Source organism: Bradyrhizobium sp. CCGB20 (assembly GCF_024199855.1).
Taxonomy (GTDB): Bacteria; Pseudomonadota; Alphaproteobacteria; order Rhizobiales; family Xanthobacteraceae; genus Bradyrhizobium.
In genome coordinates this window covers 8524639-8549906 of record NZ_JANADN010000001.1, presented here as the reverse complement: position 1 = coordinate 8549906, position 25268 = coordinate 8524639, and the positions used below count along the sequence as shown (strand labels likewise).

The following is a 25268-nucleotide window of genomic DNA, read 5'->3' as shown; positions in this document are numbered from 1 at the left end:
GACAGGATTGGTGGGCACGGCGCTTTGCGCCTTTGCCCACCCTACAGCATTTTCGGAGGGGCTGGGCTGACGCGACTCCAGCCTACTCCGCCGCATCCTTCTGCTTGTCGCTCTCTGCCTCCGCCTCCGGCTTCTCCTCCATCCAGCGCGACAGCAGGTTGGAGAAGCGGTCGAGGTAGAGATAGACGATGGGGGTCGTGAACAGCGTCAGCGCCTGGCTCACCAGCAGGCCGCCGACCATGGCATAGCCGAGCGGCTGGCGGATTTCGGCGCCGGTGCCGGTCCCGAGCATCAGCGGGACGCCGCCCAGCAGCGCCGCCATCGTCGTCATCATGATCGGACGGAAACGCAGCAGCGCGGCCTGACGGATCGACTGTTCCGGTGTCAGATGCTGCTCGCGCTCTGCGGCGATGGCGAAGTCGACCATCATGATGCCGTTCTTCTTGACGATGCCGATCAGCAGGATGATCCCGATCAGCGCGATGAGGCTGAAGTCGAAGCCGAAGATCATCAGGATCGCGATCGCGCCGACGCCGGCCGACGGCAGCGTGGACAGGATGGTCAGCGGGTGGATGTAGCTCTCGTAGAGCACGCCCAGCACGAGGTAGACCACGACGAGCGCGGCAAGGATCAGCATCGGCACGGTGCCGAGCGATTGCTGGAACGCCTGCGCGGTGCCCTGGAAGCTGGTCGACAGCGTCGGCGGCGCGCCCATCGCGCCGACCGCGCGCAGCACGGCATCGGTGGCCTGTCCCAGCGCCACGCCCTCGGCCAGGTTGAAGCTGATCGTGACCGCCGGAAACTGGCCCTGATGCGCGATCGCGAGCGGCCGCACCGGCACATTGGTCCAGTTGCAGATCACCGAGAGCGGCACCTGATCCCCGGTCAGCGGCGACTTGATGTAGAGTTTCTCGAGCGTCTCGAGCTGGCCCTGCAGCTCCGGGGTGATCTCGAGCACCACGTGATAGCTGTTGGTTTGGGTGAAGTACTGCGCGACCTGGCGCTGGCCGAAGGCGTCGTAGAGCGTGTCGTCGATCAATTGCGGCTGGATGCCGTAGCGTGCGGCGGTGTCGCGATTGATCTTGAGCTGCAGCGTCGTGCCCTCGGTCTGCTGGTCGGTGGCGACGTCGCGGAGCTGCGGCAGGCCTCTCATGGCTGCCAAAATCTTCGGCGCCCATTCGTTCAGCTCGGCGAGATTGGCGTCCTGGAGGGTGAACTCGAACTGGGTGCGGGTGGCGCGCCCGCCGAGCCGCACGTCCTGCGATGCCTGCATATAGAGGCGTGCGCCCTCGACTTCGGCGAGCTTCGGCCGCAGCCGCGCGATGATCGCTTGCGCACTGGCGTCGCGCTCCCCGATCGGCTTCAGCGTGACATACATGCGCCCCGAATTCAGCGCCGTGCCTCCGCCGCCGATGAACATCGCGATGGAATCGACGGCGGGGTCGGCCTGCACGATGGCGTTGAGCTCCTCCTGCCGGCGCTTCATCTCGGTGAAGGAGATGTCCTGGGGCATCTCGGACACCGCCGTGAGGAATCCGTTGTCCTGCTGCGGGAAGAAGCCCTTGGGGATCAGGATGAACAGCAGCGCCGAGAGAGCGACGGTGCCGAAGAAGACGCACAGCGTGACGAAGCTGTGCTTGAGCGCGAGGTCCAGCCCGCGCTCGTAAGCGCCGAGCAGGCGCTCGAACATCCGCTCGCTCCACTGGTAGAAGCGGCCGCGCCGCGCCTCGTGGTCGGCGCGCAGGAAGCGCGAGGCCATCATCGGCGTCAGGGTGAGAGACACCACGAGGGAGACGAAGATCGCCATTGACAGCGTCACCGCGAACTCGCGGAACAGCCGGCCGATGATGCCGCCCATCAGCAGCAGCGGGATCAGCACGGCGACCAGCGAGATGCTGATCGAGACGATGGTGAAGCCGATCTCGGCCGCGCCCTTGTACGCCGCGGTGAGCGGGCTCTCGCCCCGCTCGACATAGCGCGTGATGTTCTCCAGCATCACGATGGCATCGTCGACCACGAATCCGACCGCAATCGTCAGCGCCATCAGCGAGAGGTTGTCCAGCGAATAGCCGAACACCCACATCAGCGAGCAGGCCCCCAGCAGCGCCAGCGGCACCGTGATGCTCGGGATGATCGTGGCCCAGAAGCTGCGCAGGAAGATGAAGATCACCATGACCACGAGTGCAATGGTGATCAGGAGCGTGATCTGCACGTCGTCGACCGCGGCGCGGATGGTGATGGTGCGATCGCTGATGATCTTGATCTTGATCGCGGGCGGGATCGCCGCGATCAGCCGTGGCAGCTTCTCCTTGATGCGGTCGACCGTTTCGATGACGTTGGCGCCGGGTTGCTTGAAAATGACCAGGAATACGCCGCGCTTGCCGTCGGCCCACGCCGCGGTCTTCATGTCCTCCGGTCCCGACACGGCCTCGCCGATGTCGCGGATCCGCAAGGGCGCGCCGCCGCGGTAGGCGACAATAATGTCCTTCCAGTGCGCGGCCTCGAGCAGTTGGTCGTTGGCGTAGATGGTGTATGAGCGCCGCGGGCCATCGATGTTGCCCTTCGGGCTGTCCGCGGTCGCGATCGCGATCTGGCTGCGCACGTCCTCCAGCGACAGTCCCTTGGCGACGAGCTTGGCCGGATCGATCTGGATGCGTACCGAGGGCTTCTGTTGTCCGCCCACGAACACCTGCGCAACGCCGGGGATCTGGCTGATCTGCTGGGCGAGCTGGGCATCCGTGCGGTCGCTGACCGTGGTCAGCGGCAGCGTGTCGGAGGTCGCCGACAGGATCATGATCGGCGAGTCCGCCGGGTTGACCTTGCGATAGGTCGGCGGCGAGGGCAGGTTCTTCGGCAACTGTCCGCTCGCCGCGTTGATCGCGGCCTGGACGTCGTTGGCGGCGGCATCGATCAGGCGGTTGAGATCGAACTGGATGGTGATCGACGCCGAGCCCAGTGAACTCGTCGAGGTCATCTGCGTAATGCCGGGAATCTGAGCGAGCTGGCGCTCGAGCGGCTGCGCCACGGAAGAGGCCATGGTCTCGGGGCTGCCGCCCGGAAGCGATGCGGAGACCTGGATGGTCGGAAAGTCGACCTGGGGCAGCGGTGCAACCGGCAGCAGAGGATAGGCCACGAGGCCTACGAACAGGATGCCCGCCATCAGCAGTGAGGTGCCGATCGGATAGCGGATGAACGGAGACGAGAAGCTCTCTTGCATGCCCTGAGACCACCGACTGGCCAGCGCATCTTCTCCCCGCTCACGGCGGAGTCGCGCCCGAGAGCCCGGGCGCGAATGTGCGTTTCCTTCAGCCCATTTGTTTGTTGAGTGCCCTGGAACGTCGTCGGTCCGGGGCCGGCGTTGTGATCGAAAGACTAGTCCGTTCGCTCCGGCCTGCGAACGGATTCCTGCGCCGGATGCTTGCGACCTTTGTCGAAGGAGCGCTGCAGCGAGTTATGCGTTCTGCGCAAGCCGGAAACGGGGTGCTTTCCCGCTTTCGTATCGTTGCGGCGCCGTGTCTCATCCGTTTCACCGCGCGTCACAAGCGGGAGAGGTATGAATAGGAACAATCGCTTCTTCCGCGCGGTTGTGCCATAGCGAAATGACATAACGCGTGCCGTTGCCACCGATTCGAGGAAATGTCCGATGCGCCTGCCTCTCCTGACCCTCACCGCGATTGCCACGCTGTTCGTCGCGGCAGATGCCAGCGCCCAGACCTATGATCCGCGCTATCCGGTGTGCATGCATGTTTACACGCTCGGCGGCCGGGGCGGCGGTGGTGATTATTACGACTGCTCCTTCACCTCGATCCCGCAGTGCCGCGCCACGGCGTCGGGCCGCGCGGCGAGCTGCGACGTCAATCCCTACTATGCTTTCGATGAACCTCCGCCGCCGCCGCGCCGGCGTCACAAGAAGCCGCACTAGCGGTCGGCGATTGCGATTTCAGGGACATTTTTCATGATTCGCTCATTCGGCCTGATCGCGTTCATCGGTGTATCGCTCATGGCCGCGCCGTCGTATGCGCAGACCTTCGATCCGCGCTATCCCGTCTGCATGCACGTCTATTCCGGCGCGAATGGCGGTGGCGGGGAGTGGTACGATTGCTCCTTCACCTCGCTGCCGCAGTGCCGCGCCACCGCTTCAGGCCGCGCCGCGACCTGTGATCTCAATCCGTATTATCCGTTCAACGCAGCGCCACCGCGCCCACGCCACTGGCAAAGCGGCTAGCGTTCGCCGCTCGCTCCGACGCAGCATGCGAAATTAGGCGCCGTGAGGCGCCTTGTTGACTGCGGCGAAGATTGCGTCCGTCAATTGCCAGGTCATCTTGTCCGTGGTCCAGTCGCTTGCGTGTAGCCTGGTATCATCGCCGGGGTCGACCATGCGGTCGAACGAGATCCTTGCGACCTCGTGCCACCGCTTCATCAGCTCGAAGCGACGGAAGACGTTGACGCGCTTCTTATGCGCGATCTGGCTGATCGCCTCGACCATTGCGTTCGCCTTTTTGCGCTTGGCCGGTGTCAGCACCGCAGGCACATATTGAAGGTCCATCAGGATCACGTCGATCCGCTTGGCGCCGAGCAGTCGGTCAACACCTTTGCGGATGGCCTTCGTGGTGTCCGCGAACGAGGGGCCGTCGGATTGCCACACCGAATTGGTGCCGACCTGCCAGATGACGAGATCGGGATTCAGATCGAAGACGTCGTAGTCGAACCGCTTCAGCTCCAAGGGAGCGTCTTCGCCGCCGACGCCCCGATTGATCACATCGATTGCGACATTTGGAAATTTGATCCGAAGGTCCGCCAGCAGCCGCTGCGGATAGGGAGCGATGCCGCCTTCGCCCGCCGTGGTCGACGAGCCGATCGCGACCACCTTGCCCTGTCCGTCCTTCAGGCGGCTGGCAAAGTTGGTCAGCGGCCGCTCGAACGGCATGGCCTGGACAGGAATCTGTGATGGATCGAGAGCCAAGGGTCGCCTCCCTTTCGTAGCCCGGACGACGCAGTGTACAAAAGCTTAGCCCGATGACCCGTGGGTGCCTAGCCTCGCGAGGCCGGATGGCTCGTCGGCCAGATCGCTGCTCCTTTGATGACCGACAACGTCAGCTTTCGCATGTGGTGAGAGATTGCAAAGACCTTGCGGCTGCGCACGCCGGCCTTGTCGAGGATAACTAGAGTTAATCGCGTCCTAACCGGGTTTTACCTTGTCTCTTAACACCTGGGCAGGGCGTGCGAGCTAAGCTGCCGGAACCAGCAGACACGCTCCGAAAGAATGGACGGCATGACCACCGGCGTCATCGAGCAACCAAAAGCCGCGCGCGCGCCCTCGGCGTCAAAGATCTGGCTGAAGGCGATCGAGCTCACCGCGCGCATCGAGACGCTGCCGGGCCGGCTGTTTGCCGACGTGGTCGACGATTGGGCGCGGCGTCAGCCCGATCGTGCTGCGCTGATCGTGGATGACGCGAGCCTCGACTACGATGGCCTCTCGAAGCGCATCAACCGCTATGCACGCTGGGCGCGCTCGGTCGGTGTGGCCAAGGGCGATACCATCGCGCTGATCATGCCGAACGGCATCGACTATGTTGCCGCGTGGCTCGGCATCAGCCGCGTCGGCGGCGTGGTCGCGCTGATCAACACCAAGCTCGTGGGCCAGTCGCTGGCGCATTGCATCGATGTTGCCAGGCCGTCGCACGTCATCGTCGCGCATGAGCTCATGGAGGCGTTGGATAGCGCGTCGCCGCACCTAAAGACAGAAGCAAAAGTCTGGACCCATGGCGATGCCCGCAGCGAACGTGCGATCGACGTCGCGCTTGCCGCGCTTGACGATGCGCCCCTTTCGCCGGACGAGCATGGCGACGTCACGATCAACGACCGTGCCCTGTTGATCTACACCTCGGGCACGACAGGCCTGCCGAAGGCCGCCAGCATCAGCCACCGGCGCATCCTGAACTGGGGCCTCTGGTTCGCCGGCCTTACCGGCGCCACTCCGCAGGACCGGCTCTATGATTGCCTGCCGCTGTTCCACTCGGTCGGCGGCATCGTCGCGCCCTGCAGCATGCTTGCCGCCGGCGGCTCGGTGGTGATCGCAGAAAAATTCTCGGCCTCGAACTTCTGGCCCGACATCGTGCGCCATGACTGCACGCTGTTCCAGTATATCGGCGAGCTCTGCCGCTACCTTCTGAAGGCGGCGCCGTCCGAATACGAGAACCGTCACCGCCTGCGGCTGGTCTGCGGCAACGGGCTTCGCGGCGACATCTGGGAAGACTTTCAGGCCCGTTTCGCCATTCCGCGCATTCTCGAATTCTACGCAGCGACGGAAGGCAATTTCTCGCTGTTCAACGTCGAGGGCCAGCCGGGCGCGATTGGCCGCATCCCGCCGCTGCTCGCGCATCGTTTTCCCGCCAGTCTCGTCAGGCTCGACCCTGACAGCGGCGTGCCGCTGCGCAATGACGAGGGCTTCTGTCTCGCCTGCGCCCGCGGCGAGGCCGGGGAGGCGATCGGCCGCATCGGCACCGCGGACGAGGGCGGCGGCCGGTTCGAGGGCTACACCGATGCCGGCGAGACCGAAAAGAAAGTCCTGCGCGATGTCTTCGCCAAGGGCGATGCCTGGTTCCGCACCGGCGATCTGATGCGGATCGACGACAAGGGTTTCTTCCACTTCGTCGACCGCATCGGCGACACCTTTCGCTGGAAGGGCGAGAACGTTGCGACGTCGGAGGTCAACGACGCCGTGCGCGATTTCACCGGCGTGGTCGACGCCACGACCTACGGCGTCAGCATTTTGGGCGCCGACGGCCGCGCCGGCATGAGCGCGATCGTCGTCAATGAGGGCTTTGACATCGCGGGGCTCCCCACCCATCTCGCGCAACGCCTGCCGGCCTATGCCCGTCCCGTCTTCATCCGCATCTCCCGCGAGCTCGATGCGACCGAGACGTTCAAGCAGAAGAAGGGCGAATTGGCGCGGGAAGGCTTCGATCCGGCCGCGATCTCCGATCCGCTGTTCATGCGCGACCCGAAGTCGGACGCCTATGTCGCGCTCGATTCCGAGGCCCATGAGCAAATCCTCAACGGCACGATCAGGCTATAGCCGCGCGAAAATGCAGAGATAGGTCCAATTTTATCTGAATTGTCCAAGAAGCCATTTACTTCTGTCGGGTAAACAAGCGGCCATGGGGAGGCGGTCATCAAGAGCCGCCGCAACACGAACCGTCAATAACAAGAGCGAGCCAGCCATGTCGGTAAGGTCAAAGGTCATTGAAGCGATCCAGCAGATCGCCAAAGAGCAGCACGTCGCGCTTCCCGCCCTTTCGGACGATCTGTCCCTGCACGAGACGGGTTTCGATTCGCTCGCCTTCGCGATCCTGGTGGCGCGGCTCGAGGACGAGACCGGCGTCGACCCCTTCACCATTTCCGAGGACGCTGCGTTCCCTGCCACGGTGGGTGATTTCGTGCGGGCCTACGAAAATGTCCCCGCGTGAGATCTTCGCGCTCCGCGACCATCTCGGCGCGGAGCTGACCGGCCGCACCCTGTCGGATGCGCACCATGTCGTGTCGCTGACGGACATCCTGTCGCAAACGGTCCTCGGCGGCCGCCTGCGCGAATTGTCCGGCCGCGCGGTGCTGCTGAAATTGTCCGACCAGCTCCGGTCGGGCCTTGCCATGATCGAGCTCGACGGCATCGCCCGTCGCATGCTGCTGTGCCCGCCTGATCTCAACCCGGCATATCTCGAAGCCCTGATCGCTGATGCGGGCATCGATGCGGTCGTCACGGATGAGCCCGAGCGCTGGGGCGCGACCGATGTATCGCTCGTGATCGCCGCGCAATTGCCGCTTCAAGCCACCGCGCCGGCCAGATCCGAGCGCGCGACCGAATGGCTGATGCTCACGTCGGGCACCTCGGGCGTGCCGAAAATCGTCGGCCATACGCTGGAAGCACTCACCGGCGCGATCGTCGCCGAAGGCCCCGCGCGCGGACCTGCGCCGGTGTGGGCGACGTTCTACGACATTCGCCGCTATGGCGGCCTGCAGATCTTCCTACGCGCCATCCTCTCCGGCGGCTCGATGGTGCTGTCGGATCCGCATGAGGCGCTCGGCGATCACGTCGCGCGGCTGAACGCGCGCGGCGTCTCCCACATCTCGGGCACGCCCTCGCACTGGCGCAAGCTCCTGATGAGCGGCTCGGCCGCGCAGTTCGCGCCGCGCTATGTCCGCCTCTCGGGCGAGATCGCCGATCAGGCTGTGCTCGACGGCCTGAAGGCCGCGTTCCCCGATTCCTCCGTCGGTCACGCCTATGCCTCGACCGAGGCGGGCGTCGGCTTCGCCGTCAATGACGGGCTCGAGGGCTTTCCGGCCGACTATCTCGGCAACCGCAACGGCGTCGAGATGAAGGTCGTGGATGGCTCGCTGTGCATCCGCTCGACGCGCACGGCGCATGCCTATATCGGCCGCAATGCGGCCGCGCTGACCGATGACGACGGGTTCGTCGACAGCGGCGACATCGTCGAACTGCGCGGTGACCGCTATTATTTCGTCGGCCGCCGCGGCGGCATCATCAACATCGGCGGGCTGAAGGTTCACCCCGAGGAGATCGAGGCGGTGATCAACCGTCATGCCGACGTGCGGATGTCGCGCGCGAAATCGCGCCGCAGCCCGATTACCGGCGGCATCGTCGTGGCCGACGTGATCCTCGCCGACGGCACCGATCAGGCGCGGGTGAAGGAGATCCGCGACCAGATCCTGGGTCAGTGCCGCGCGCAGCTCGCATCCCACAAGGTGCCGGCGGTGATCCGCTTCGTCGAGTCCCTCGACGTCACCCCGGCCGGCAAACTGGCGCGTACCGATGCATAATGTTCTCGTCACCGGCGGCAGCCGCGGTATTGGGCTGGCGATCGGCAAGCGCCTCGTTGGCGCCGGCTACAACGTGATCGCGGCGGCGCGGCGCGAGAGCGACGAGCTCAAGGCGGCGATCGCCGTCTCCGAAGGGCGCCTGCATTTCCGCGCCTGCGATCTCGCCGTGATCGATGCGATCCCGGCTTTCGCCAAGCTCGTCCGCGACGAGTTCGGCCCGATCTACGGCCTCGTCAACAATGCCGGCCTCGGCACCGAAGGCCTGCTCGCCACCATGCACAATTCCGAGATCGAGGCGCTGGTGCAGCTCAACGTGCTGTCGCCGATCATCCTCACCAAATATGTCGCGAGGCAGATGATGGCCGATGGCGCCGGCCGCATCATCAACATCTCCTCGATTATCGCGACCACGGGCTATAACGGCCTCTCCGTCTACGGCGCCACCAAGGCCGCCGCCACCGGCTTTACCCGTTCGCTCGCGCGGGAGGTCGGCAAGCTCGGCATCACCGTGAACGCGATCGCGCCCGGTTTCATCGACACTGAGCTGACGCATAATCTTTCCGACGAGGCGCGCAAGCGCATCGCCGGGCGCAGCGCGCTGCGCCGCTTGCCGGAGACGGATGACGTCGCGCGCATGGTGGACTATCTGCTGGGCGAGGGCGGACGCAACGTCACCGGCACCGTGTTTACGATCGATGCGGGGAATACGGCGTAACTGGAACTCCGCCGCGACAATTGGGTTGATCCGGCACAATGACATCAAGCCGGATTTGGTCGTAAGATGCCCCGCAATCGATTGGGTTACGTCAATCGATCTGCCCTAACCGACAGGGAGCAGTCAATGACCACGCCAGACATGACCGCTTCAACTCAGGGCCGGACCGAGCAAGCCAGCGCAAAGCCGGACGACGTGCATTGCCCGCCGATGACGCACCAGAATTCGGGCAGTCACGGCCATGAAATGTATCCGCAGCAATTCGTGCGCCTGGTCGGTTGCCATGACGCATCGCTGGATGCCTTGCGCAAGCGTCAGGACGAGAAGCTGCACTAGCCGCTCACGTCCGGTGCTTCGGCAAGTCCTTGGGCAAGTCCTTCGACACGTCCTTGGGCAAGTCGATCCGTTCGCGTGAGAATTCCGGCGGCCCTTCGGTCAGGCGGCGGATGCGGCGCTCCCGTTCGCCCACCGGCAATGCCGGATCGAGCAGCGCCTCGATCTCGTGCACGGCAAGTTCTTCGATCCTGGTGGCGTCCGACGCGATCGGGCGCGATGAGGTGCGTGCCGGGGGCGCGATCTTCAGGCCCAGTTCGACCAACCTGCAGATCGCAGCCGAGCGCGACAGGTGATGAGCTTCGGCCCAGGCGTCGACGGCCGCGGTCAGTTCCTCCGGCATCCTCACTGCGCTGATCGGGTCGAGCCCCGTGGGCCGGCGCACCGGAGGGGGCGAGTCCTTGTCGCCGAAGTCAGGCACCTCGATCATCCCTTGCGATCTCTGCGGATGCCTCAACCATAGCCGCTCGTCCGGCCGACTATTTGACGCCGATCAATGACGGGCCGCGGCATTGCAGCGCGGCGCGATCTTGTTGTCAGGGTGCATTTCGGCCAATGATCGGGAATCGAAAGGGCGCCGGCCGGCGAACCCGGATCGATCCTGCCTCGTATCTTCCTCGCAACGCGTTCCCAACCATCCGGCATCACCCGATGACATCAGGCCAATCCTTCTACGGCGGCATTCGCGTCTTCCGGGGCTTCACCAGCCTGATGGATCCCGGGCTCTATGCACCGCTGCCGGACGATTGGAGCATCGGCGTCGCCGATATCGTCGATTCCACCAAGGCGATCGCGGCGCAGCGCTACAAGGCCGTCAACATGGCCGGCGCCGCCGTCATCGCGGCGGTGACGAACGCGTTGGAGGGACGCGAATTCCCCTTCGTGTTCGGCGGCGACGGCGCGAGCTTTGCGGTCGCGCCTTCCGATCTCGAACGTGCGCGCGAGGCGCTCGCCGCGACCGCGACCTGGGTGCGGGACGATCTCGATCTGAAGATGCGTATCGCGCTGGTGCCGGTGAGTGCGATCCGGGCGCAAGGGCTCGACGTGCGCGTCGCACGCTTCGGTCCGTCGGCCAATTTGTCCTATGCGATGTTTTCCGGCGGCGGGCTCGCCTGGGCCGATGCTGCCATGAAGCGCGGCGAGTTCGCGGTCGCTGAGGCGCCCGCCGGCACGCAGCCCGATCTCTCGGGCCTGTCCTGCCGGTTCGAGGTGATGCCGGCTGCGCGAGGCCTGATCCTGTCGGTGCTGGTGATGCCGGCGCGGGGTGCCGATCCCGCGGCTTTCCGCAAGGTGATCGAGGACATCATTCATCTCGTCGAGCGTAGTCCGGATGGTGGCCGCCCGGTGCCACCGCAGGGACCGCCGCTGAAATGGCCGCCGCAGGGGCTCGACTTTGAAGCTCGCACCAGGCGAGGCGGCCCGCTGTTCGTACGCCGGGCTGGCGTGCTGGCCTACACGCTGTTCGCCTATCTGATCATGCGCTTCGACCTCAACGTCGGCGGCTTCGTGCCAAACGTCTACAAGCGCCAGGTGGTCGAGAACTCGGACTTCCGCAAATATGATGATGGCCTGCGCATGATCCTCGACTGCACGCCGCAGCTCGAACGCGCCCTGAGCGATCGTCTCGCGGCCGCAGCGCGCGACGGCGTCGTGCGCTACGGCCTCTACCAGCAGGACGCCGCGATGATGACCTGCTTCACGCCGTCGGCGCTGCGCAGCGATCACGTCCATTTCATCGACGGTGCGCGCGGCGGCTACGCCTCGGCGGCAACGGCGTTGAAGGCGATGATGGCGTGAGTTGCTAGCGCCCCGCGCGCGTCCAGGTCTCGCCGCCGCAGAGTGCGCCGACGCAGCCTTCGACCCGTAGCGCGTCCGCGCCTGTCACAGTGACGCTGCTCGCATAGGTGCCGCCGTCGTCGGCATTGTAGATCTGGCCCGACCATTTGTTCGGAGCCGTCGGCTGCATGCCGCTGAACAATGGCAAGCCGATCATCGGGCGCCTGGTGAGCGCGGGATTGGGGTTCTTGCTGTCGGTGGCGGGCTGGCCGGTCGCGGTGTCCATGGGCTCGCGCAGCCATACGATGTGGCCGCAGATGCCGCCGCCGCATTTGCTGATCTTGACGCGGGCATCGCCGGCCTGGGTGAGCCAGGTCCCGTCGGCGCTCTGCGCTTGGGCGGAAGCCGTGCCGAACAGTGCAGCCAGAATGATGATGAGAGCGGCGAATCTGAATGTCATGGAGAGAGTCCCAGAATGGAGGCGCCTCCATAGCAGCAAATCGGGCGAGTGCAACGCCTGATGGAATCACATTTCTGAGCTTATTCGCCTGCCCGTATTTTGCCTGCGTTCATTTGCCCCAGCGCGCGAAGGCGACCGAGGCTGCGGTCGAAAGCCCGAACACGACCATGGCGCCGCCGACCAGCGCGAACAACGTCCAGGCCGGCGCCTGCGCCGTCATCAGGCCGACGCCGCCGATCGCGACGATCAGCAGCCGCGCGGTAGAGGCGAGCACCGGACCGCCGACGCGCGCCGCGCCTTGCGAGGAGAAATAAAGCGACACGCCGATGCCGAAGAACATGAAGGCCGGGCCTGCCCAGTGGAAATAGCTGTGCGCCGCCGCGGTGACGCCGGGGTCTCCAGTGAAGAGCGACACCCACAGCGCGGGATCGAGCGCGACGACGAGCCCGATCAGGCCAACGGTAAGTCCCGACGCCGCAGCGGCGGTCCAGGCCACGCGCCGCGCGCGTTTCACATGTCCGGCGCCCATTGCCATGCCGACCATCGGCACCGAGGCGATGCCGAAGGCGAAGGTGATCGGGATCAGCAGAAATTCCAGCCGCGAGCCGATGCCGTAGCCGGCGAGCATCTCGGTGCCGAAGGTCGCGAGGATCTTCGTGAAGATCAAGATGGTGAGCACGGTCTGGAGCGGCGACAGGCAGGCGACCGCGCCGACCTTGAGGATATCCAGGAACATCGCGCGCTCGAAATGAAAGGCGCGGACCTGCAGCGGGAGCCGGCTGCGGCCGGACAGAAGATACCAGAGGAAGAAGATCGCGGCGCAGGTGAACGCGATCAACTGGCCGGCGGCGACGCCGGGCATGCCGAACTGCTTCACGCCGAACAGGCCGAGCCCCAGCGTGCCGCCAAGCACGATCTGGAGCGCGCTTGCCCCGATCAGCGTCATCGAAGGCAGGCGCATGTCGCCGGTGCCGCGAATCACCGAGGCCAGCGTGTTGACGAGCCAGATCGCGACCGCGCCGGAGAACAGCACTTGCGAATAGCCGGAGGCCTCCTCGAGCACGCGCTCGCGGCCGCCGAGCAGCGTGAAGAACGAGCGGCCGAAGGCGAGCATCATCACCGTGAAGAACATTCCGCCGCAGAGACCGATGATGGCGGCATGCAGCGCCAGCGTCGCCGCCCGCTCACGATCTCCTGCGCCGAGCGCGCGGCTGATCGCGGACGAAACGCCGCCGCCCATCGCGCCCGCGCTCATCATCTGCGTCAGCATCGCGAACGGAAACACCAGCGCGATCGCCGCGAGCGGGATGGTGCCGAGCCGGCCGATATAGGAGGTCTCGGCAATCGCAACCAGCGTGCTTCCGACCATCGCGATCATGTTGGGGATCGCGAGCCGCAGCAGCGTCGGCAGGATCGGCGCCGTCAGCAGGCTGGCGATGGGGGAGGCGACCGGGGCACGCGGCGCGGCGTCTGCGGAGGCGTCGATCGTCATGTTCACCGGGCGGAATATTGGATGATGATCGACATTTTATAGGGCGCAGCACCTTCGCGCCAGTCCTTCGCTCACGCAGGGCTCACCAGGGCAGGCCGCATAGGTCGATGGTGCCCAGCGTCGGCGCGCGGACGATGTTGAAGACGTAGGGCGCCATGTGGGTGAAGCGGATCCGCCCCTCCGGCTGCTCGCAATAGACCTCGCCTTGGAAGGGCAGCCAGCTTCGGGTCTGGTAGAATGCAAAATTGTGTGGTTCGCAGAACAGCAGCGCGAAGCGAACGGCCTCGTTGGCGCGCATGGTATGCACGGCCGCGTCGATCGCCACCGTCGCATAACCGCGGCCGCGCCGGTCCTCGCGCGTGCAGACCCCGCCGATGCCGCCGATATGCACCTTCTGCCCGTTCCAGGTGATGGTGCGGAAGTAGATGCCGACATGGCAGACGAGGCCGTCCTCGGGCGTCTCGATCAGCACACGCAAATCGGCATTGGCCCATTTGACATTGGCCCAGGGCTTGTCTGCGACCATCTGCGGTCCCCAGACCGCCTGATGCAGCGGCTCCGCGATGCGCCAGGAAGCATCGCCGTTCAAAATGTCGATCTCGATGCTCATCGTGCTCTCTTTCGCATCTCCGCGCCGTGGTGCGTTCGTTCTGCCATAAGCGCCTCAAAGGCAATGATATTTTACGGACGGGTTGAAGCGCCCCTCAGGCTCGCGACGCTTTTATGCAATCCGGCCAAACCGCCGCATCTGGCATTTTCGCAAATTGGCGGTATTTAACGGCCCTGGAACCTTCTATAAGAGTCGCCGTTAAGCCAGTTCCCCATCAGTCGCGGACAACAACCCATGACCTTTACGCTGCCCCCCCTCCCTTACGCCTATGACGCCCTCGGCCAGTTCATGTCGAAGGAGACGCTGGAATTCCACCACGACAAGCATCATCAGGCCTACGTCACCAACGGCAACAACGCGCTCAAGGGGACCGAATGGGAAGGCAAGTCCCTTGAGGAGATCGTCAAGGGCTCGTTCGGCAAGAACCCCGCTGTGTTCAACAATGCCGGTCAGCACTACAACCACATCCACTTCTGGAGCTGGATGAAGCCCAGCGGTGGCGGCACCAAGCTCCCCGGCAAGCTCGAGAAGAAGATCAACGAGGACCTCGGCGGCTTCGAGAAGTTCAAGACCGACTTCCAGGCGGCCGGCGTCGGCCAGTTCGGCTCCGGCTGGTGCTGGCTCCAGGTCAAGAACGGCAAGCTCGAGATCTCCAAGACCCCGAACGGCGAGAATCCGCTGGTGCACGGCGCCACGCCGATCCTCGGCTGCGACGTCTGGGAGCACTCCTACTACATCGACTATCGCAACCGCCGTCCGGACTATCTGAAGGCGTTCGTCGAGAACCTCGTGAACTGGGAATACGTCGAGTCCCTGTTCAACAAGGCGTAAGTCGTCGCCTCGGACTGACGACATCAAGAAAGGCGGTCGCTCACGCGGCCGCCTTTTTGCTGTGCGGAATTGCCCTGCGCGGTGCGCGCACAGGTCTGTCATCGTACCGTTTGCATCACCTCGGCGGCACCCTTAATCAGGATGGGCATCACCCTCGAGCCGCCCCACACCCGTTGTCACAACCTTCCCCGAACAATCCGGCGCCTGCCGAGGACGCGGAGTCCGAGCCGCGGCCGGGGCGTGTGCGCAAGCCGATCGGCTGGTCGACCATCATCATCGCGGCGCTGGTGGCGGTGAGTGCGGGCCTGGTCTGGCGCCGTGACGGCACCGACGGTGTCCTTGAGATTCTCACGCACGACCTCTCGCTGTTCGGTGGCATCCTGCCGCGCGTGCTGGCGGGCTGCCTGCTCGGGGCCTTCATCTCCGAAATCCTGCCGCACGAAAAAGTCTCGCGCTCGCTCGGGCCGAAATCCGGCCTGATGGGTCTTCTGATCGGCACGGCCTTCGGCGCAATTCTCCCGGGCGGACCCTTCACCGCCTATCCGGTGGCGAGCGCGCTGCTCGCGGTCGGCGCCGATTTCGGCGCCACCATCGCCATGGTCGTGAGCTGGACCCTGATCGGCTACGGCCGGGCGGTGGCCTGGGAAATCCCGATCATGGGCACCGACTTCACGCTGTGGCGGATCCTGATCTCGCTGCCGCTGCCGGTGCTCGCCGGCGCGCTCGGCCGCTTCGTCTATGTCCGGGTCTATCCGCAGCCGGCCGCGAAGGATGACGAGACTTGAGCGCCGCGCTTCTCATCGACATCCTGTTGTGGGGCTCGGTCTTCGGCGTCGGCCTGATCGCCTTCCGCCGCGGCCCTCCGGTGTTCAAGGCCTCGCTGCGCGAAGGCTCGATGGACTTCATCAACATCGTGCCGCGCATCGCGCTGGGCGTAATCGGCTCCGGCTACATCGCCGCCATCATCCCGCAGGAGGTCATCACCGGCTGGCTCGGGCCGGACAGCGGCTGGCTCGGGGTTGCGACCGCCGTGGTCGCCGGCGCCGCCACGCCGGGCGGGCCCGTGATCGGCTTCTCCATCGGCACGGTCGCGCTGAAATCCGGGGGCGGGGTCCCGCAGGTGGTCGCCTATGTCGTCGCCTGGGCCCTGTTCGCCTTCCAGCGGGTGATCTTGTGGGAAATTCCGTTCATGCCGGCCCGTTTCGTCTGGTTTCGCTGCGCCGTCTCGGTGCCATTCCCCTTCGTCGCCGCCGCCATCGCGATGGTGATCGGCAAGCCCTGAGCCGGCCGTGGACAGGCGTAATGTTATAATATAACGTCATGGACATGGTTCCCGCCGCGTCCCACGCCCATCATCACGACCATGCTCATGGCCACTCCCACGGCCATACCCACGACCACGGGCATTCGCACGGGCACGACCACACTCACGCCCATGTCCACGATGCGGCCTCGCCGCATCCGGCCCAGGACGCGCCCTGGTCGATCCTGCGCATGACCTTGGCGGGCCGCCTCGCGGCCGCACTCGCCGTCTGTGCCGTGCTCTGGGGCGTGGTCTTCCTGGCGATGAGGTGACCATGGCGGCGGCGCTGCACTTCCATAATGTGACGCTCGGCTATGACCGCCATCCGGCCGTGCATCATCTCAACGGCGAGGTCGCCGCCGGTGCGCTGGTTGCCGTGATCGGCCCGAACGGCGCCGGCAAATCGACGCTGCTGCGCGGCATCGTCGGCATTGTCCGGCCGCTCGACGGCAGCATCCATCTTGGCGGGCTCGACAGCAGGGACATCGCCTATCTGCCGCAGAGCGCGGAGATCGACCGCAGCTTCCCGATCTCGGTGTTCGATTTCGTCGGCACCGGGCTGTGGCGCGGCACCGGCCTGTTCGGCGGCATCGGCAAGGCTGCGCGCGGAAAGATCTTGCGCGCGATCGCTGCCGTCGGCCTCAATGGCTTCGAGAACCGCCCCATTGGCACGCTCTCGGGCGGGCAGATGCAGCGCGTGCTGTTCGCGCGCGTGCTGCTCCAGGATGCGCGCCTGATCGTGCTCGACGAGCCCTTCAACGCCATCGACAGCAAGACCACGACCGACCTGCTCGCGCTGGTGAAGCACTGGCACGGCGAGGGCCGCACCGTGCTCGCCGCGCTGCACGACATGGAGATGGTGCGCAACCATTTCACCGAGACCCTGGTGCTGGCGCGCGGTCCCGTGGCGTGGGGCCCGACGGCGGAGGTGCTGACGCCGGAAAATCTGATGGTTGCGATGCGGATGTGCGAGGCCTTTGACGACAGTGCCGCTGCGTGCGCGGCCGACGAAGTCGGTTCGCGGGCGGCGTGATCACAGATGGTCCATGACGCCCTGATCGGCCCGTTCACCGAATTCGAGTTCATGCGGCGGGCGCTCGCCGCCGTGATCGCGCTGTCGCTGGCGGGTGCGCCGATCGGCGTGTTCCTGATGCTGCGGCGGATGAGCCTCGTCGGCGATGCCATGGCGCATGCGATCCTGCCCGGCGCGGCCGTAGGCTTCCTGCTCTCCGGCCTCAATCTGTTCGCGATGACGGCCGGCGGCCTGATCGCCGGCTTTGCCGTCGCGATCCTCGCCGGCGTCGTCGCGCGTTCGACCGGGCTGAAGGAGGACGCCTCGCTCGCGACCTTCTATCTGGCCTCGCTGGCGCTCGGCGTCACCATCGTCTCGATCAAGGGCACCAATATCGACCTGTTGCACGTGCTGTTCGGCAACATCCTCGCGATGGACGACCAGACATTGCTGGTGGTCGCCTTCAACGCCACGGTGACGCTGCTGGTGCTGGCGGTGATCTATCGCCCGCTGGTGATCGAAAGCGTCGATCCGCTGTTTCTGCGCACAGTCAGCCGCGCCGGTGGGCCGGCGCATCTCGCCTTTCTCGCGCTGGTCGTGATCAACCTCGTCAACGGCTTTCAGGCGCTCGGCACGCTGCTGGCGGTGGGATTGATGATTTTGCCGGCGGGCATCGCGCGGTTCTGGTCGCGCGACCTCACCGTCATGATCTGCATCGCGGTCGTCGCCGCCGCTGTCTCGGGCTATGCCGGCCTCGTGCTGTCGTTCCAGACCCGCGTGCCGTCAGGCCCCGCGATCATCCTGGTCGCGACCGTGATCTACATCGTCTCCGTGCTGTTCGGCCGCGTCGGCGGCGTCGTCAGGCAGATGTTTCCCGGCCGGCATCTGGAGGCGTGAGGATGCGCTTCCTTCTGGTCTTTGCCCTGCTGCTGATCGCCGCGCCGCTGCACGCCGCCGAGCGGCTCAACGTCGTCGCGAGCTTCTCGATCCTTGCCGACTTCGTCCGCAATGTCGGTGGCGACCGGATCAACCTGACCACGCTGGTCGGCGCCGACAGCGACGTCCACGTCTACACGCCGGCGCCTGGTGATGCGAAGCGGATCGCGGACGCGAAGCTCGTCATCGTCAACGGGCTCGGCCTCGAAGGCTGGCTGCCGCGTCTCGTGCAGTCGTCCGGCGCCAAGGCGCAAGTCGTCACCGCGAGCGCCGGTATCGCACCGCTAAAACTCGGCTCGGCCGCCGATCCCCACGCCTGGCAGTCCGTGCCAAATGCCAAGATCTACGTGACCGACATCGTCAATGCGCTGGCCGCGGCTGACCCGGATGATGCGGAATTCTTCCGCGCCCAGGCAAAAGCCTATCTGGACAAGCTCGAAGCCCTCGACCGCGAGGTCCGCGACGCCGTTGCCAAAATTCCGCCCGAGCGGCGCAAGGTGATCTCGACCCACGACGCCTTCGGCTATTTCGCCGCCGAATATGGCGTCCAGTTCGTGGCCCCCCTGGGCGTCTCGACCGAAACCGAGCCCAGCGCCCGGGACATCGCGGCCATCATCGGCCAGATCAAGGCCGCGAGGATTCCGGCGGTATTTCTGGAAAATATCAGCGACGACCGCCTGATCCGGCGGATCGCGGCCGAGACCGGCGCAAAGGTCGGCGGGACCCTGATTTCGGACGGTTTGACCGGCGAAAAGGGGCCTGCACCCACTTACATTGACATGGTCAGGCACAATATAAAGGCGCTGACCAGCGCGCTTGACCATTAGGGCAGGGGCCACCCCGCCTGGCGTCGCGCGAAAAAGCCCGAAGTCCGGAGTTGTTATGTCTGAAGTGACCTCCCAGAAAATTCCCGTGACCGTCCTCACCGGCTATCTCGGTGCCGGCAAGACCACGCTCCTGAACCGCATCCTGTCGGAAAACCACGGCAAGAAATACGCCGTCATCGTCAACGAATTCGGCGAGATCGGCATCGACAACGACCTCATCATCGGCGCCGATGAGGAAGTGTTCGAGATGAACAACGGCTGCATCTGCTGCACCGTGCGCGGCGACCTCGTCCGCATCATGGACGGACTGATGAAGCGCAAGGGCAAGTTCGACGCCATCATCGTCGAGACCACCGGCCTTGCCGATCCCGCGCCCGTCGCCCAGACCTTCTTCGTCGACGAGGACGTCCAGAAGAACGCCCGGCTCGACGCCGTCGTCACCGTCGCCGACGCCAAATGGCTGTCCGACCGGCTCAAGGACGCGCCGGAGGCCAAGAACCAGATCGCGTTTGCCGACGTCATCGTGCTGAACAAGACCGATCTCGTCACCAAGCCCGAGCTTGCCGAGGTCGAGGCCCGCATCCGCGGCATCAATCCTTATGCCAAGCTGCATCGTACCGAGCGCTGCTCGGTGGCGCTGGCGGACGTGCTCGACCGCGGCGCGTTCGACCTCGACCGTATCCTCGACATCGAGCCTGATTTCCTGGAGGCCGACGATCATGACCACGACCATGATCATCACCACCATCACGGCCACGACCACCATCACCATGATCACGGCCAAGGTCATGGTCACGGCCTGAAGCACTATCACGACGAGGACATGCAGTCGTTGTCGCTCAAGACCGACAAGCCGCTCGATCCCAACGTGTTCATGCCCTGGCTCCAGAACCTCGTGCAGGTCGAAGGCGGCAAGATCCTGCGCTCCAAGGGCATCCTCGCCTTCCACGACGACGACGACCGCTACGTCTTCCAGGGTGTCCACATGATGCTGGAGGGCAATCACCAGCGGAAGTGGAAGGAGGGCGAGCCGCGTGAGAGCCGTCTCGTCTTCATCGGTCGCGAATTGCCGGAAAAGGCCATTCGCGAGGGTTTTGAGAGCTGCATCGTCTCGTGATGAAAGAGTTTACGCCCGCGCCCGATTCCGCCTCGATCGTCTCCGTCACCGACCGCGTCAAGCCGGTTGCGCTCGGCATGGGCGTGACCTCCGTGCATTTCCTCGGCCCCCGCGCCGCCTTCGTCGGCGGCGAGGAGAATGTCGCGTTCGTCGATAGCAAGGGCGAAGTCACCACGGTTGCCGCGCACAGCGGCGGCATTCTCTCGATCGCATCCGACGGCAAGCGCCTCGTCATGGGCGGCGACGACGGCAAGGTCGTCTCGCTCGACGCAAAGGGCGAGGTGACGCTGCTGGCCACCGATCCGAAGCGGCGCTGGATCGACGCGGTGGCGCTGCATCCCGACGGTGCCTTCGCCTGGTCGGCCGGCAAGACGGCAACCGTCAAGAGCGGCAAGCAAGACGAGAAGTCGCTCGAGGTGCCCTCGACCGTTGGCGGGCTCGCGTTCGCGCCGAAGGGCCTGCGGCTCGCGATCGCCCACTACAACGGCGCGACGCTGTGGTTTCCGAACATGGAGGGATCAGCCGAATTCCTGCCCTGGGCGGGCTCGCATCTCGGCGTCACCTTCAGCCCTGACAATAAATTCCTGGTCACCACCATGCATGAGGCGGCGCTGCACGGCTGGCGGCTCGCCGACAACCGGCACATGCGCATGACCGGCTATCCCGGCCGCGTCCGCTCGATGTCCTGGAGCGCGGGCGGCAAGGGGTTGGCGACCTCGGGTGCCGACACCGTCATCATATGGCCGTTCGCCAGCAAGGACGGCCCGATGGGCAAGGAGCCCGCGATGCTGGCGCCGCTGCAGGCCCGCGTGTCGGTGGTCGCCTGCCATCCAAAGAACGACATCCTCGCCGCCGGCTACAGCGACGGCACCGTGCTGATGGTGCGTCTGGAAGACGGCGCCGAGATCCTGGTCCGCCGCAACGGCACGCCGCCAGTGGCCGCGCTCGCCTGGAACGCCAAGGGCACGCTGCTGGCGTTCGCCGACGAAAGTGGGGACGGCGGCCTGCTGGAGCTTTAATCTGTCATGGTTCTGACCGTATAGGGGACCATGCGGTTTTTGACGACCTTCCAGCTTGCCGACTTCGCGGACACGCTGGTCAGCCTGACCACGGCCTTCGTGCTGGGCACGCTGATCGGCGCCGAGCGGCAGTATCGCCAGCGCACCGCGGGCCTGCGCACCAATGTGCTCGTCGCCGTCGGTGCCGCCGCCTTCGTCGATCTCGCCATGCATCTGGACGGTGCGGACGGCGCTGTGCGGGTGATCGCCTATGTCGTCTCAGGCATCGGCTTCCTCGGCGCCGGCGTCATCATGAAGCAGGGCATGGACGTGCGCGGGCTCAACACCGCCGCCACCTTGTGGGCCTCGGCCGCGGTCGGCTCCTGCGCCGGCGCAGACATGGTTGCCCAGGCCGCGGCGCTTACCGTGTTCGTCATCGCCGGCAACACCATGCTGCGGCCGCTGGTCAACGCCATCAACCGTATCCCGCTGAACGAGAAGGCGCTGGAGGCGACCTATTACTTCAAGCTCGCAGTCGCGGCCGACGCCTTGCCAGACATGCGCGACCGTCTGGTCGACAGGTTGGAGGTCGCGAAATATCCGGTCGCCGATGTGGACGTGGTCGAGATCGGCGACGACATCCTGGAGATCGTCGCCAAGCTGGTCGCGACCGCGGTCGATCCGAATGAGTTGAACACCGTCGCGACCGATCTCCAGCACCTGCCCGGCGTGCGCCACGCCACCTGGGAAGTCAGCACCACGGAATAGGCGCGGCGTTTTAGCGTCAGGCGACCGGTTCCGGCCTTGCCGGCAGCGGAACTGTCGTGGGGGCAAGTTCGTTGATCCCGCGAACAGATGCGGTGATCGACATGACCGGCAATGACAAGCGCAGACTGAAACTCGACCTGATGATTGCCTGCTCGCTGTTTGCGGCCGGCGTCGTGATATCGGGCGTATCGATCGCGCAAATCCGCGCCGAGAGCCGGATGCAGACGGCGCAGGCGACGCCGCCGCTCCAGGGCAGGCCGTCCGACGACCAGAGCAAGACACCCGCCGAATCCAGGCCCGGCGGCGACCGGCCGACCACGCCGGCGCCCGAGCCGGCGCGTCCCGATCCGCAGACGCAGGGCGCGGCGGGCGGGGCCAAACCGGCATTGCCGCCGGCCCCTGCCGAGAAGATCGCGCCGCCGATCAAGGAGAAGTAGCCCGCCGGCAGGCGTATTGTGACGCGCATTTGATCTCGCCTCGGCAAACGGCCCGTTCCATAATCTGTCGCGCCAACGACAGATGGGGCCTCCCATGAAGATCGAAGACGTCCGCCGCACCGCTTATTCGATGCCGCTCACCAACCCGTCATTCCCGCCGGGGCCATATCGCTTCTTCGACCGCGAATATTTCATCATCACCTACACGACCGATCCCGAAGCCCTCGCCAGAATCGTGCCGGAGCCGCTTGAGGTGGCGGAGCCGGTGGTGAAATACGAATTCATTCGCATGCCCGATTCGACCGGATTCGGCGACTACACCGAAACCGGGCAGGTGATCCCGGTCCGCTTCAAGGGCGAATTGGGCGCCTACACCCACGCGATGTACCTCGACGATGAGGGGCCGATCGCCGGCGGCCGCGAGCTGTGGGGCTTTCCGAAAAAGCTGGCGAAGCCGAAGATCGAGGTCGAGAGCGACGTGCTCGTCGGCTCGCTGCACTACGGCTCGGTGCTCTGCGCGTCTGCGACCATGGGCTACAAGCACCGCCCGCTCGATCACGACACCGTGCTGAACTCGATGAAGGCGCCGAACTTCATCCTGAAGATCATTCCGCACGTGGACGGCAGCCCGCGGATTTGCGAGCTGGTACGGTTTCATCTCGAGGACGTCACGCTGAAGGAAGCCTGGACCGGTCCCGCCGCGCTCGGCCTGTTTCCCCATGCGCTCTGCGATGTCGCCCGCCTGCCAGTGCGCGAGGTCGTCTCCGCGCTGCACTTCAAGGCGGATTTGACGCTGGGGCTCGGCAGCGTGGCGTTCGACTACATGGCGAAGTAGGTCGCGAAAAGAAAATGCCCGGCGCGAGGCCGGGCATCATGATCGATCATGCGTGGTGCGCGATCAACGCACCAGGATATTCCGGAACTGCCAGGGATCGCTCGTGTCGATGTCTTCCGGAAACAGTCCCGGGCGATCCGTCAGCGGCGTCCAGTCGGTGTAGAAACCCTTCACCGGGCCGAGATAGGGCAGCTGGATTTCCAGCAGGCGATCGAAATCCATCTCGTCGGCTTCGACGATGCCTTCGTTCGGGTTTTCCAGCGCCCACACCATGCCGCCGAGCACGGCAGAGGTCACTTGCAGGCCGGTGGCGTTCTGATAGGGCGCGAGCCTGCGGGTCTCCTCGATGGAGAGCTGCGAGCCGTACCAGTAGGCATTGTTGTCATGGCCGAACAGCAGCACGCCGAGCTCGTCGATGCCGTCGACGATCTCGTTCTCGTCGAGGATGTGGTGCTTTTCCTGCATCTTCGCGGCGCGGCCGAACATTTCGTGCAGCGACAGCACGGCGTCGTCGGCCGGATGATAGGCATAGTGGCAGGTCGGCCGATAGACCGCCTTGCCCGATGCGTCGCGCACCGTGAAGTAATCGGCGATCGAGATCGACTCGTTGTGGGTGACGAGGAAGCCATACTGCGCGCCGCGGGTCGGGCACCAGGTGCGCACGCGCGTATTGGCGCCGGGCTGCATCAGATAGATCGCCGCGCCGCAGCCGGCTTCGTGGGTGCGCGCATTCTCGGGCATCCATTTCTCGTGGGTGCCCCAGCCGAGCTCGGACGGCTGCACGCCTTCCGACAGAAAACCTTCCACCGACCAGGTGTTGACGAAGACGTCCGGCTCTTTCGGCGACTTGGAGCGCTGGGTGTCGCGTTCGGCGATGTGGATGCCCTTGATGCCGGCCTGCCGCATCAGGTCCGCCCATTCAGCCTTGGTCTTCGGCCGGGGGGCATTGAGCTTCAGATCGGCGGCGACGTTGAGCAGCGCCTGCTTGACGAAAAACGAGACCATGCCGGGATTGGCGCCGCAGCACGAGACGGCCGTCGTCGAGCCCGCCGGGCGCGCCTTCTTGGCGGCCAGCGTCACTTCGCGAAGCGCGTAGTTGGAGCGCGCTTCCGGGCCCTTCGAGGAATCGAAATAGAAGCCGAGCCAGGGCTCGTTGACGGTGTCGATGTAGAGAGCGCCGAGCTCGTTGCAGAGCTCCATGATGTCGGTGGAGCCGGTATCGACCGAGAGATTGACGCAAAAGCCCTGGCCGCCGCCTTCGGTCAGCAGCGGGGTCAGCAATTCGCGGTAATTGTCCTTCGTCACGGCCTTCTGGATGAAGCGCACATTCTGCTTCTCGCAATGCGCCTTGCGGCCCTCGTCCTTGGGATCGATCACGGTGACGCGCGACTTGTCGTAATCGAGATGCCGCTCGATCATCGGCAGCGTGCCTTTGCCGATGGAGCCGAAGCCGACCATGACGATGGGACCGGTGATCTTCGCGTAGATCTGCGAGGCGGGGCTCATGGGATGGTTTCTCCGGGACGTGCTGGCAGACAAAGGGTGAGGGGTGGATCAGGCGCTGCGGCGCTTGGCGGTGACTTCGATCTCGACCTTCATCTCGGGCTTGTAGAGCGCCGAGACGACGAGAAGCGTTGCGGCCGGGCGGATCTCGCCGAGGACTTCGCCGCAAACCGCGAAGTGGGCGTCCGCATCCTTGGCGTCGGTGAGGTAGTAGGTCACGCGGACGATGTCGGCCATCTCGAAACCGCCCTCCTTCAGGGCGGCCTCGATGGTCTTGAAGCAGTTGCGTGACTGGCTCGTGACATCGGCCGGCATCGTCATCGTCGTGTAGTCGTAGCCGGTGGTTCCCGCGACGAAGGCGAACTCGCCGTCGATCACGGCGCGGCTGTAGCCGGCGGTCTTCTCGAACGGGGAGCCGGTGGAAATCAGGCGGCGGGACATCGGTTCGGCCTCGACTGAAAGAGGGAATTTCGTGGG

At 65.2% G+C, this 25268-nt stretch carries 28 protein-coding genes; 20 read left to right on the top strand and 8 right to left on the bottom strand.

From position 1 onward, the window contains the following. Nucleotides 1–82: 82 nt before the first annotated feature. Nucleotides 83–3217 carry a multidrug efflux RND transporter permease subunit gene (locus NLM15_RS40260; RefSeq protein ID WP_254123491.1) on the bottom strand — a complete coding sequence of 1045 codons (3135 nt, stop codon included), beginning with the start codon at nt 3215–3217 and terminating at the stop codon, nt 83–85. Nucleotides 3218–3643: 426 nt separating this feature from the next. On the opposite strand from NLM15_RS40260, the gene NLM15_RS40255 reads away from it, so the two are divergent. Both NLM15_RS40255 and NLM15_RS40250 read left to right on the top strand, forming a co-directional pair. Further along, nucleotides 3644–3922 carry a DUF3551 domain-containing protein gene (locus NLM15_RS40255; RefSeq protein WP_254123490.1) on the top strand — a complete coding sequence of 93 codons (279 nt, stop codon included), beginning with the start codon at nt 3644–3646 and terminating at the stop codon, nt 3920–3922. Between the two features lie 33 nt (nt 3923–3955). Next, nucleotides 3956–4225, top strand: a complete 270-nt coding sequence (locus NLM15_RS40250) for a DUF3551 domain-containing protein (RefSeq protein ID WP_254123489.1) — start codon at nt 3956–3958, stop codon at nt 4223–4225. Between the two features lie 33 nt (nt 4226–4258). Here the strand turns inward: NLM15_RS40250 and NLM15_RS40245 are convergent, their stop codons facing one another. Then, the gene (locus NLM15_RS40245) at nt 4259–4963 is read right to left on the bottom strand and encodes an SGNH/GDSL hydrolase family protein (protein WP_254123488.1); all 705 of its coding nucleotides are present in this window, start codon (nt 4961–4963) and stop codon (nt 4259–4261) included. A gap of 300 nt (nt 4964–5263) precedes the next feature. On the opposite strand from NLM15_RS40245, the gene NLM15_RS40240 reads away from it, so the two are divergent. From NLM15_RS40240 to NLM15_RS40220, 5 genes are all read left to right on the top strand, one after another. Beyond that, nucleotides 5264–7078 carry a long-chain-acyl-CoA synthetase gene (locus tag NLM15_RS40240; protein WP_254123487.1) on the top strand — a complete coding sequence of 605 codons (1815 nt, stop codon included), beginning with the start codon at nt 5264–5266 and terminating at the stop codon, nt 7076–7078. A gap of 145 nt (nt 7079–7223) precedes the next feature. Next, complete coding sequence (locus NLM15_RS40235; RefSeq protein WP_007597226.1) at nt 7224–7469, top strand: acyl carrier protein; 246 nt, start codon at nt 7224–7226, stop codon at nt 7467–7469. After that, on the top strand, nt 7456–8838 hold the full coding sequence (locus NLM15_RS40230) for a class I adenylate-forming enzyme family protein (protein WP_254123486.1): 1383 nt from the start codon (nt 7456–7458) through the stop codon (nt 8836–8838). The genes NLM15_RS40235 and NLM15_RS40230 overlap by 14 nt, the downstream gene beginning before the upstream one ends. Continuing rightward, a complete protein-coding gene (locus NLM15_RS40225) occupies nt 8831–9553 on the top strand; it encodes an SDR family NAD(P)-dependent oxidoreductase (RefSeq protein ID WP_254123485.1) in 723 nt (240 codons plus the stop codon). The genes NLM15_RS40230 and NLM15_RS40225 overlap by 8 nt, the downstream gene beginning before the upstream one ends. 126 nt (nt 9554–9679) lie before the next feature. Further along, the gene (locus NLM15_RS40220) at nt 9680–9889 is read left to right on the top strand and encodes a hypothetical protein (protein ID WP_254123484.1); all 210 of its coding nucleotides are present in this window, start codon (nt 9680–9682) and stop codon (nt 9887–9889) included. 4 nt (nt 9890–9893) lie between these two features. Here the strand turns inward: NLM15_RS40220 and NLM15_RS40215 are convergent, their stop codons facing one another. After that, the gene (locus NLM15_RS40215; protein ID WP_254123483.1) at nt 9894–10316 is read right to left on the bottom strand and encodes a hypothetical protein; all 423 of its coding nucleotides are present in this window, start codon (nt 10314–10316) and stop codon (nt 9894–9896) included. A gap of 221 nt (nt 10317–10537) precedes the next feature. Between NLM15_RS40215 and NLM15_RS40210 the strand changes: the two genes are divergently transcribed. Then, nucleotides 10538–11683 carry a DUF3095 domain-containing protein gene (locus NLM15_RS40210; RefSeq protein ID WP_254123482.1) on the top strand — a complete coding sequence of 382 codons (1146 nt, stop codon included), beginning with the start codon at nt 10538–10540 and terminating at the stop codon, nt 11681–11683. A gap of 4 nt (nt 11684–11687) precedes the next feature. Here NLM15_RS40210 and NLM15_RS40205 read toward each other — a convergent pair whose 3' ends face one another. The 3 genes from NLM15_RS40205 to NLM15_RS40195 form a co-directional block, all read right to left on the bottom strand. Continuing rightward, nucleotides 11688–12122, bottom strand: a complete 435-nt coding sequence (locus NLM15_RS40205; RefSeq protein WP_254123481.1) for a DUF2147 domain-containing protein — start codon at nt 12120–12122, stop codon at nt 11688–11690. A gap of 109 nt (nt 12123–12231) precedes the next feature. Next, nucleotides 12232–13614, bottom strand: coding sequence for an MATE family efflux transporter (locus tag NLM15_RS40200; protein WP_254123480.1), 1383 nt, complete (start codon nt 13612–13614; stop codon nt 12232–12234). A gap of 82 nt (nt 13615–13696) precedes the next feature. Beyond that, nucleotides 13697–14224 carry a GNAT family N-acetyltransferase gene (locus tag NLM15_RS40195; protein ID WP_254123479.1) on the bottom strand — a complete coding sequence of 176 codons (528 nt, stop codon included), beginning with the start codon at nt 14222–14224 and terminating at the stop codon, nt 13697–13699. A gap of 234 nt (nt 14225–14458) precedes the next feature. On the opposite strand from NLM15_RS40195, the gene NLM15_RS40190 reads away from it, so the two are divergent. The 12 genes from NLM15_RS40190 to NLM15_RS40135 all read left to right on the top strand — a co-directional run bounded on the left by NLM15_RS40190 (nt 14459) and on the right by NLM15_RS40135 (nt 23288). Next, entirely contained in the window at nt 14459–15055 is a 597-nt protein-coding gene (locus tag NLM15_RS40190; RefSeq protein WP_254123478.1) for a superoxide dismutase, read from the top strand. A gap of 173 nt (nt 15056–15228) precedes the next feature. Further along, nucleotides 15229–15840, top strand: a complete 612-nt coding sequence (locus NLM15_RS40185; RefSeq protein ID WP_254123477.1) for a permease — start codon at nt 15229–15231, stop codon at nt 15838–15840. Then, a complete protein-coding gene (locus NLM15_RS40180; RefSeq protein ID WP_008138982.1) occupies nt 15837–16337 on the top strand; it encodes a hypothetical protein in 501 nt (166 codons plus the stop codon). The genes NLM15_RS40185 and NLM15_RS40180 overlap by 4 nt, the downstream gene beginning before the upstream one ends. 44 nt (nt 16338–16381) lie before the next feature. Next, nucleotides 16382–16630, top strand: a complete 249-nt coding sequence (locus NLM15_RS40175; protein WP_254124667.1) for a hypothetical protein — start codon at nt 16382–16384, stop codon at nt 16628–16630. Nucleotides 16631–16632: 2 nt separating this feature from the next. Beyond that, entirely contained in the window at nt 16633–17391 is a 759-nt protein-coding gene (locus tag NLM15_RS40170) for a metal ABC transporter ATP-binding protein (protein WP_254123476.1), read from the top strand. Nucleotides 17392–17397: 6 nt separating this feature from the next. Next, nucleotides 17398–18267 carry a metal ABC transporter permease gene (locus tag NLM15_RS40165; protein WP_254123475.1) on the top strand — a complete coding sequence of 290 codons (870 nt, stop codon included), beginning with the start codon at nt 17398–17400 and terminating at the stop codon, nt 18265–18267. Between the two features lie 2 nt (nt 18268–18269). Next, entirely contained in the window at nt 18270–19133 is an 864-nt protein-coding gene (locus NLM15_RS40160; protein WP_254123474.1) for a metal ABC transporter solute-binding protein, Zn/Mn family, read from the top strand. 55 nt (nt 19134–19188) lie between these two features. Continuing rightward, nucleotides 19189–20250: a GTP-binding protein gene (locus tag NLM15_RS40155; protein ID WP_254123473.1), complete on the top strand. Its 1062-nt coding sequence runs from the start codon at nt 19189–19191 to the stop codon at nt 20248–20250. Continuing rightward, complete coding sequence (locus NLM15_RS40150; protein ID WP_254123472.1) at nt 20250–21269, top strand: WD40 repeat domain-containing protein; 1020 nt, start codon at nt 20250–20252, stop codon at nt 21267–21269. The genes NLM15_RS40155 and NLM15_RS40150 overlap by 1 nt, the downstream gene beginning before the upstream one ends. Before the next feature lie 30 nt (nt 21270–21299). Then, nucleotides 21300–22016: an MgtC/SapB family protein gene (locus NLM15_RS40145; RefSeq protein ID WP_254123471.1), complete on the top strand. Its 717-nt coding sequence runs from the start codon at nt 21300–21302 to the stop codon at nt 22014–22016. 101 nt (nt 22017–22117) lie between these two features. Beyond that, a complete protein-coding gene (locus NLM15_RS40140) occupies nt 22118–22453 on the top strand; it encodes a hypothetical protein (RefSeq protein ID WP_254124665.1) in 336 nt (111 codons plus the stop codon). Nucleotides 22454–22547: 94 nt separating this feature from the next. Next, nucleotides 22548–23288, top strand: a complete 741-nt coding sequence (locus NLM15_RS40135) for an acetoacetate decarboxylase (RefSeq protein WP_254123470.1) — start codon at nt 22548–22550, stop codon at nt 23286–23288. 63 nt (nt 23289–23351) lie between these two features. On the opposite strand, the gene NLM15_RS40130 is transcribed toward NLM15_RS40135, so the two are convergent. Together NLM15_RS40130 and NLM15_RS40125 are read right to left on the bottom strand one after the other, a co-directional pair. Further along, nucleotides 23352–24794, bottom strand: coding sequence for a homospermidine synthase (locus NLM15_RS40130; RefSeq protein ID WP_254123469.1), 1443 nt, complete (start codon nt 24792–24794; stop codon nt 23352–23354). Nucleotides 24795–24842: 48 nt separating this feature from the next. Continuing rightward, nucleotides 24843–25232, bottom strand: coding sequence for a RidA family protein (locus NLM15_RS40125; protein ID WP_254123468.1), 390 nt, complete (start codon nt 25230–25232; stop codon nt 24843–24845). Between the last annotated feature and the right edge of the window lie 36 nt (nt 25233–25268).

What these genes read in the sequence shown, in the direction of transcription:
- NLM15_RS40165 (WP_254123475.1), top strand. Translation starts at nt 17,398, where the DNA reads ATGGTCCATGACGCCCTGATCGGCCCGTTCACCGAATTCGAGTTCATG.
- NLM15_RS40240 (WP_254123487.1), top strand. Translation starts at nt 5,264, where the DNA reads ATGGACGGCATGACCACCGGCGTCATCGAGCAACCAAAAGCCGCGCGC.
- NLM15_RS40210 (WP_254123482.1), top strand. Translation starts at nt 10,538, where the DNA reads ATGACATCAGGCCAATCCTTCTACGGCGGCATTCGCGTCTTCCGGGGC.
- NLM15_RS40135 (WP_254123470.1), top strand. Translation starts at nt 22,548, where the DNA reads ATGAAGATCGAAGACGTCCGCCGCACCGCTTATTCGATGCCGCTCACC.
- NLM15_RS40145 (WP_254123471.1), top strand. Translation starts at nt 21,300, where the DNA reads ATGCGGTTTTTGACGACCTTCCAGCTTGCCGACTTCGCGGACACGCTG.
- NLM15_RS40200 (WP_254123480.1), bottom strand. Translation starts at nt 13,614, where the DNA reads ATGACGATCGACGCCTCCGCAGACGCCGCGCCGCGTGCCCCGGTCGCC.
- NLM15_RS40230 (WP_254123486.1), top strand. Translation starts at nt 7,456, where the DNA reads ATGTCCCCGCGTGAGATCTTCGCGCTCCGCGACCATCTCGGCGCGGAG.
- NLM15_RS40205 (WP_254123481.1), bottom strand. Translation starts at nt 12,122, where the DNA reads ATGACATTCAGATTCGCCGCTCTCATCATCATTCTGGCTGCACTGTTC.
- NLM15_RS40130 (WP_254123469.1), bottom strand. Translation starts at nt 24,794, where the DNA reads ATGAGCCCCGCCTCGCAGATCTACGCGAAGATCACCGGTCCCATCGTC.
- NLM15_RS40155 (WP_254123473.1), top strand. Translation starts at nt 19,189, where the DNA reads ATGTCTGAAGTGACCTCCCAGAAAATTCCCGTGACCGTCCTCACCGGC.
- NLM15_RS40190 (WP_254123478.1), top strand. Translation starts at nt 14,459, where the DNA reads ATGACCTTTACGCTGCCCCCCCTCCCTTACGCCTATGACGCCCTCGGC.
- NLM15_RS40255 (WP_254123490.1), top strand. Translation starts at nt 3,644, where the DNA reads ATGCGCCTGCCTCTCCTGACCCTCACCGCGATTGCCACGCTGTTCGTC.
- NLM15_RS40150 (WP_254123472.1), top strand. Translation starts at nt 20,250, where the DNA reads ATGAAAGAGTTTACGCCCGCGCCCGATTCCGCCTCGATCGTCTCCGTC.
- NLM15_RS40215 (WP_254123483.1), bottom strand. Translation starts at nt 10,316, where the DNA reads ATGATCGAGGTGCCTGACTTCGGCGACAAGGACTCGCCCCCTCCGGTG.
- NLM15_RS40250 (WP_254123489.1), top strand. Translation starts at nt 3,956, where the DNA reads ATGATTCGCTCATTCGGCCTGATCGCGTTCATCGGTGTATCGCTCATG.
- NLM15_RS40220 (WP_254123484.1), top strand. Translation starts at nt 9,680, where the DNA reads ATGACCACGCCAGACATGACCGCTTCAACTCAGGGCCGGACCGAGCAA.
- NLM15_RS40260 (WP_254123491.1), bottom strand. Translation starts at nt 3,217, where the DNA reads ATGCAAGAGAGCTTCTCGTCTCCGTTCATCCGCTATCCGATCGGCACC.
- NLM15_RS40125 (WP_254123468.1), bottom strand. Translation starts at nt 25,232, where the DNA reads ATGTCCCGCCGCCTGATTTCCACCGGCTCCCCGTTCGAGAAGACCGCC.
- NLM15_RS40225 (WP_254123485.1), top strand. Translation starts at nt 8,831, where the DNA reads ATGCATAATGTTCTCGTCACCGGCGGCAGCCGCGGTATTGGGCTGGCG.
- NLM15_RS40140 (WP_254124665.1), top strand. Translation starts at nt 22,118, where the DNA reads ATGACCGGCAATGACAAGCGCAGACTGAAACTCGACCTGATGATTGCC.
- NLM15_RS40170 (WP_254123476.1), top strand. Translation starts at nt 16,633, where the DNA reads ATGGCGGCGGCGCTGCACTTCCATAATGTGACGCTCGGCTATGACCGC.
- NLM15_RS40175 (WP_254124667.1), top strand. Translation starts at nt 16,382, where the DNA reads ATGGTTCCCGCCGCGTCCCACGCCCATCATCACGACCATGCTCATGGC.
- NLM15_RS40195 (WP_254123479.1), bottom strand. Translation starts at nt 14,224, where the DNA reads ATGAGCATCGAGATCGACATTTTGAACGGCGATGCTTCCTGGCGCATC.
- NLM15_RS40160 (WP_254123474.1), top strand. Translation starts at nt 18,270, where the DNA reads ATGCGCTTCCTTCTGGTCTTTGCCCTGCTGCTGATCGCCGCGCCGCTG.
- NLM15_RS40235 (WP_007597226.1), top strand. Translation starts at nt 7,224, where the DNA reads ATGTCGGTAAGGTCAAAGGTCATTGAAGCGATCCAGCAGATCGCCAAA.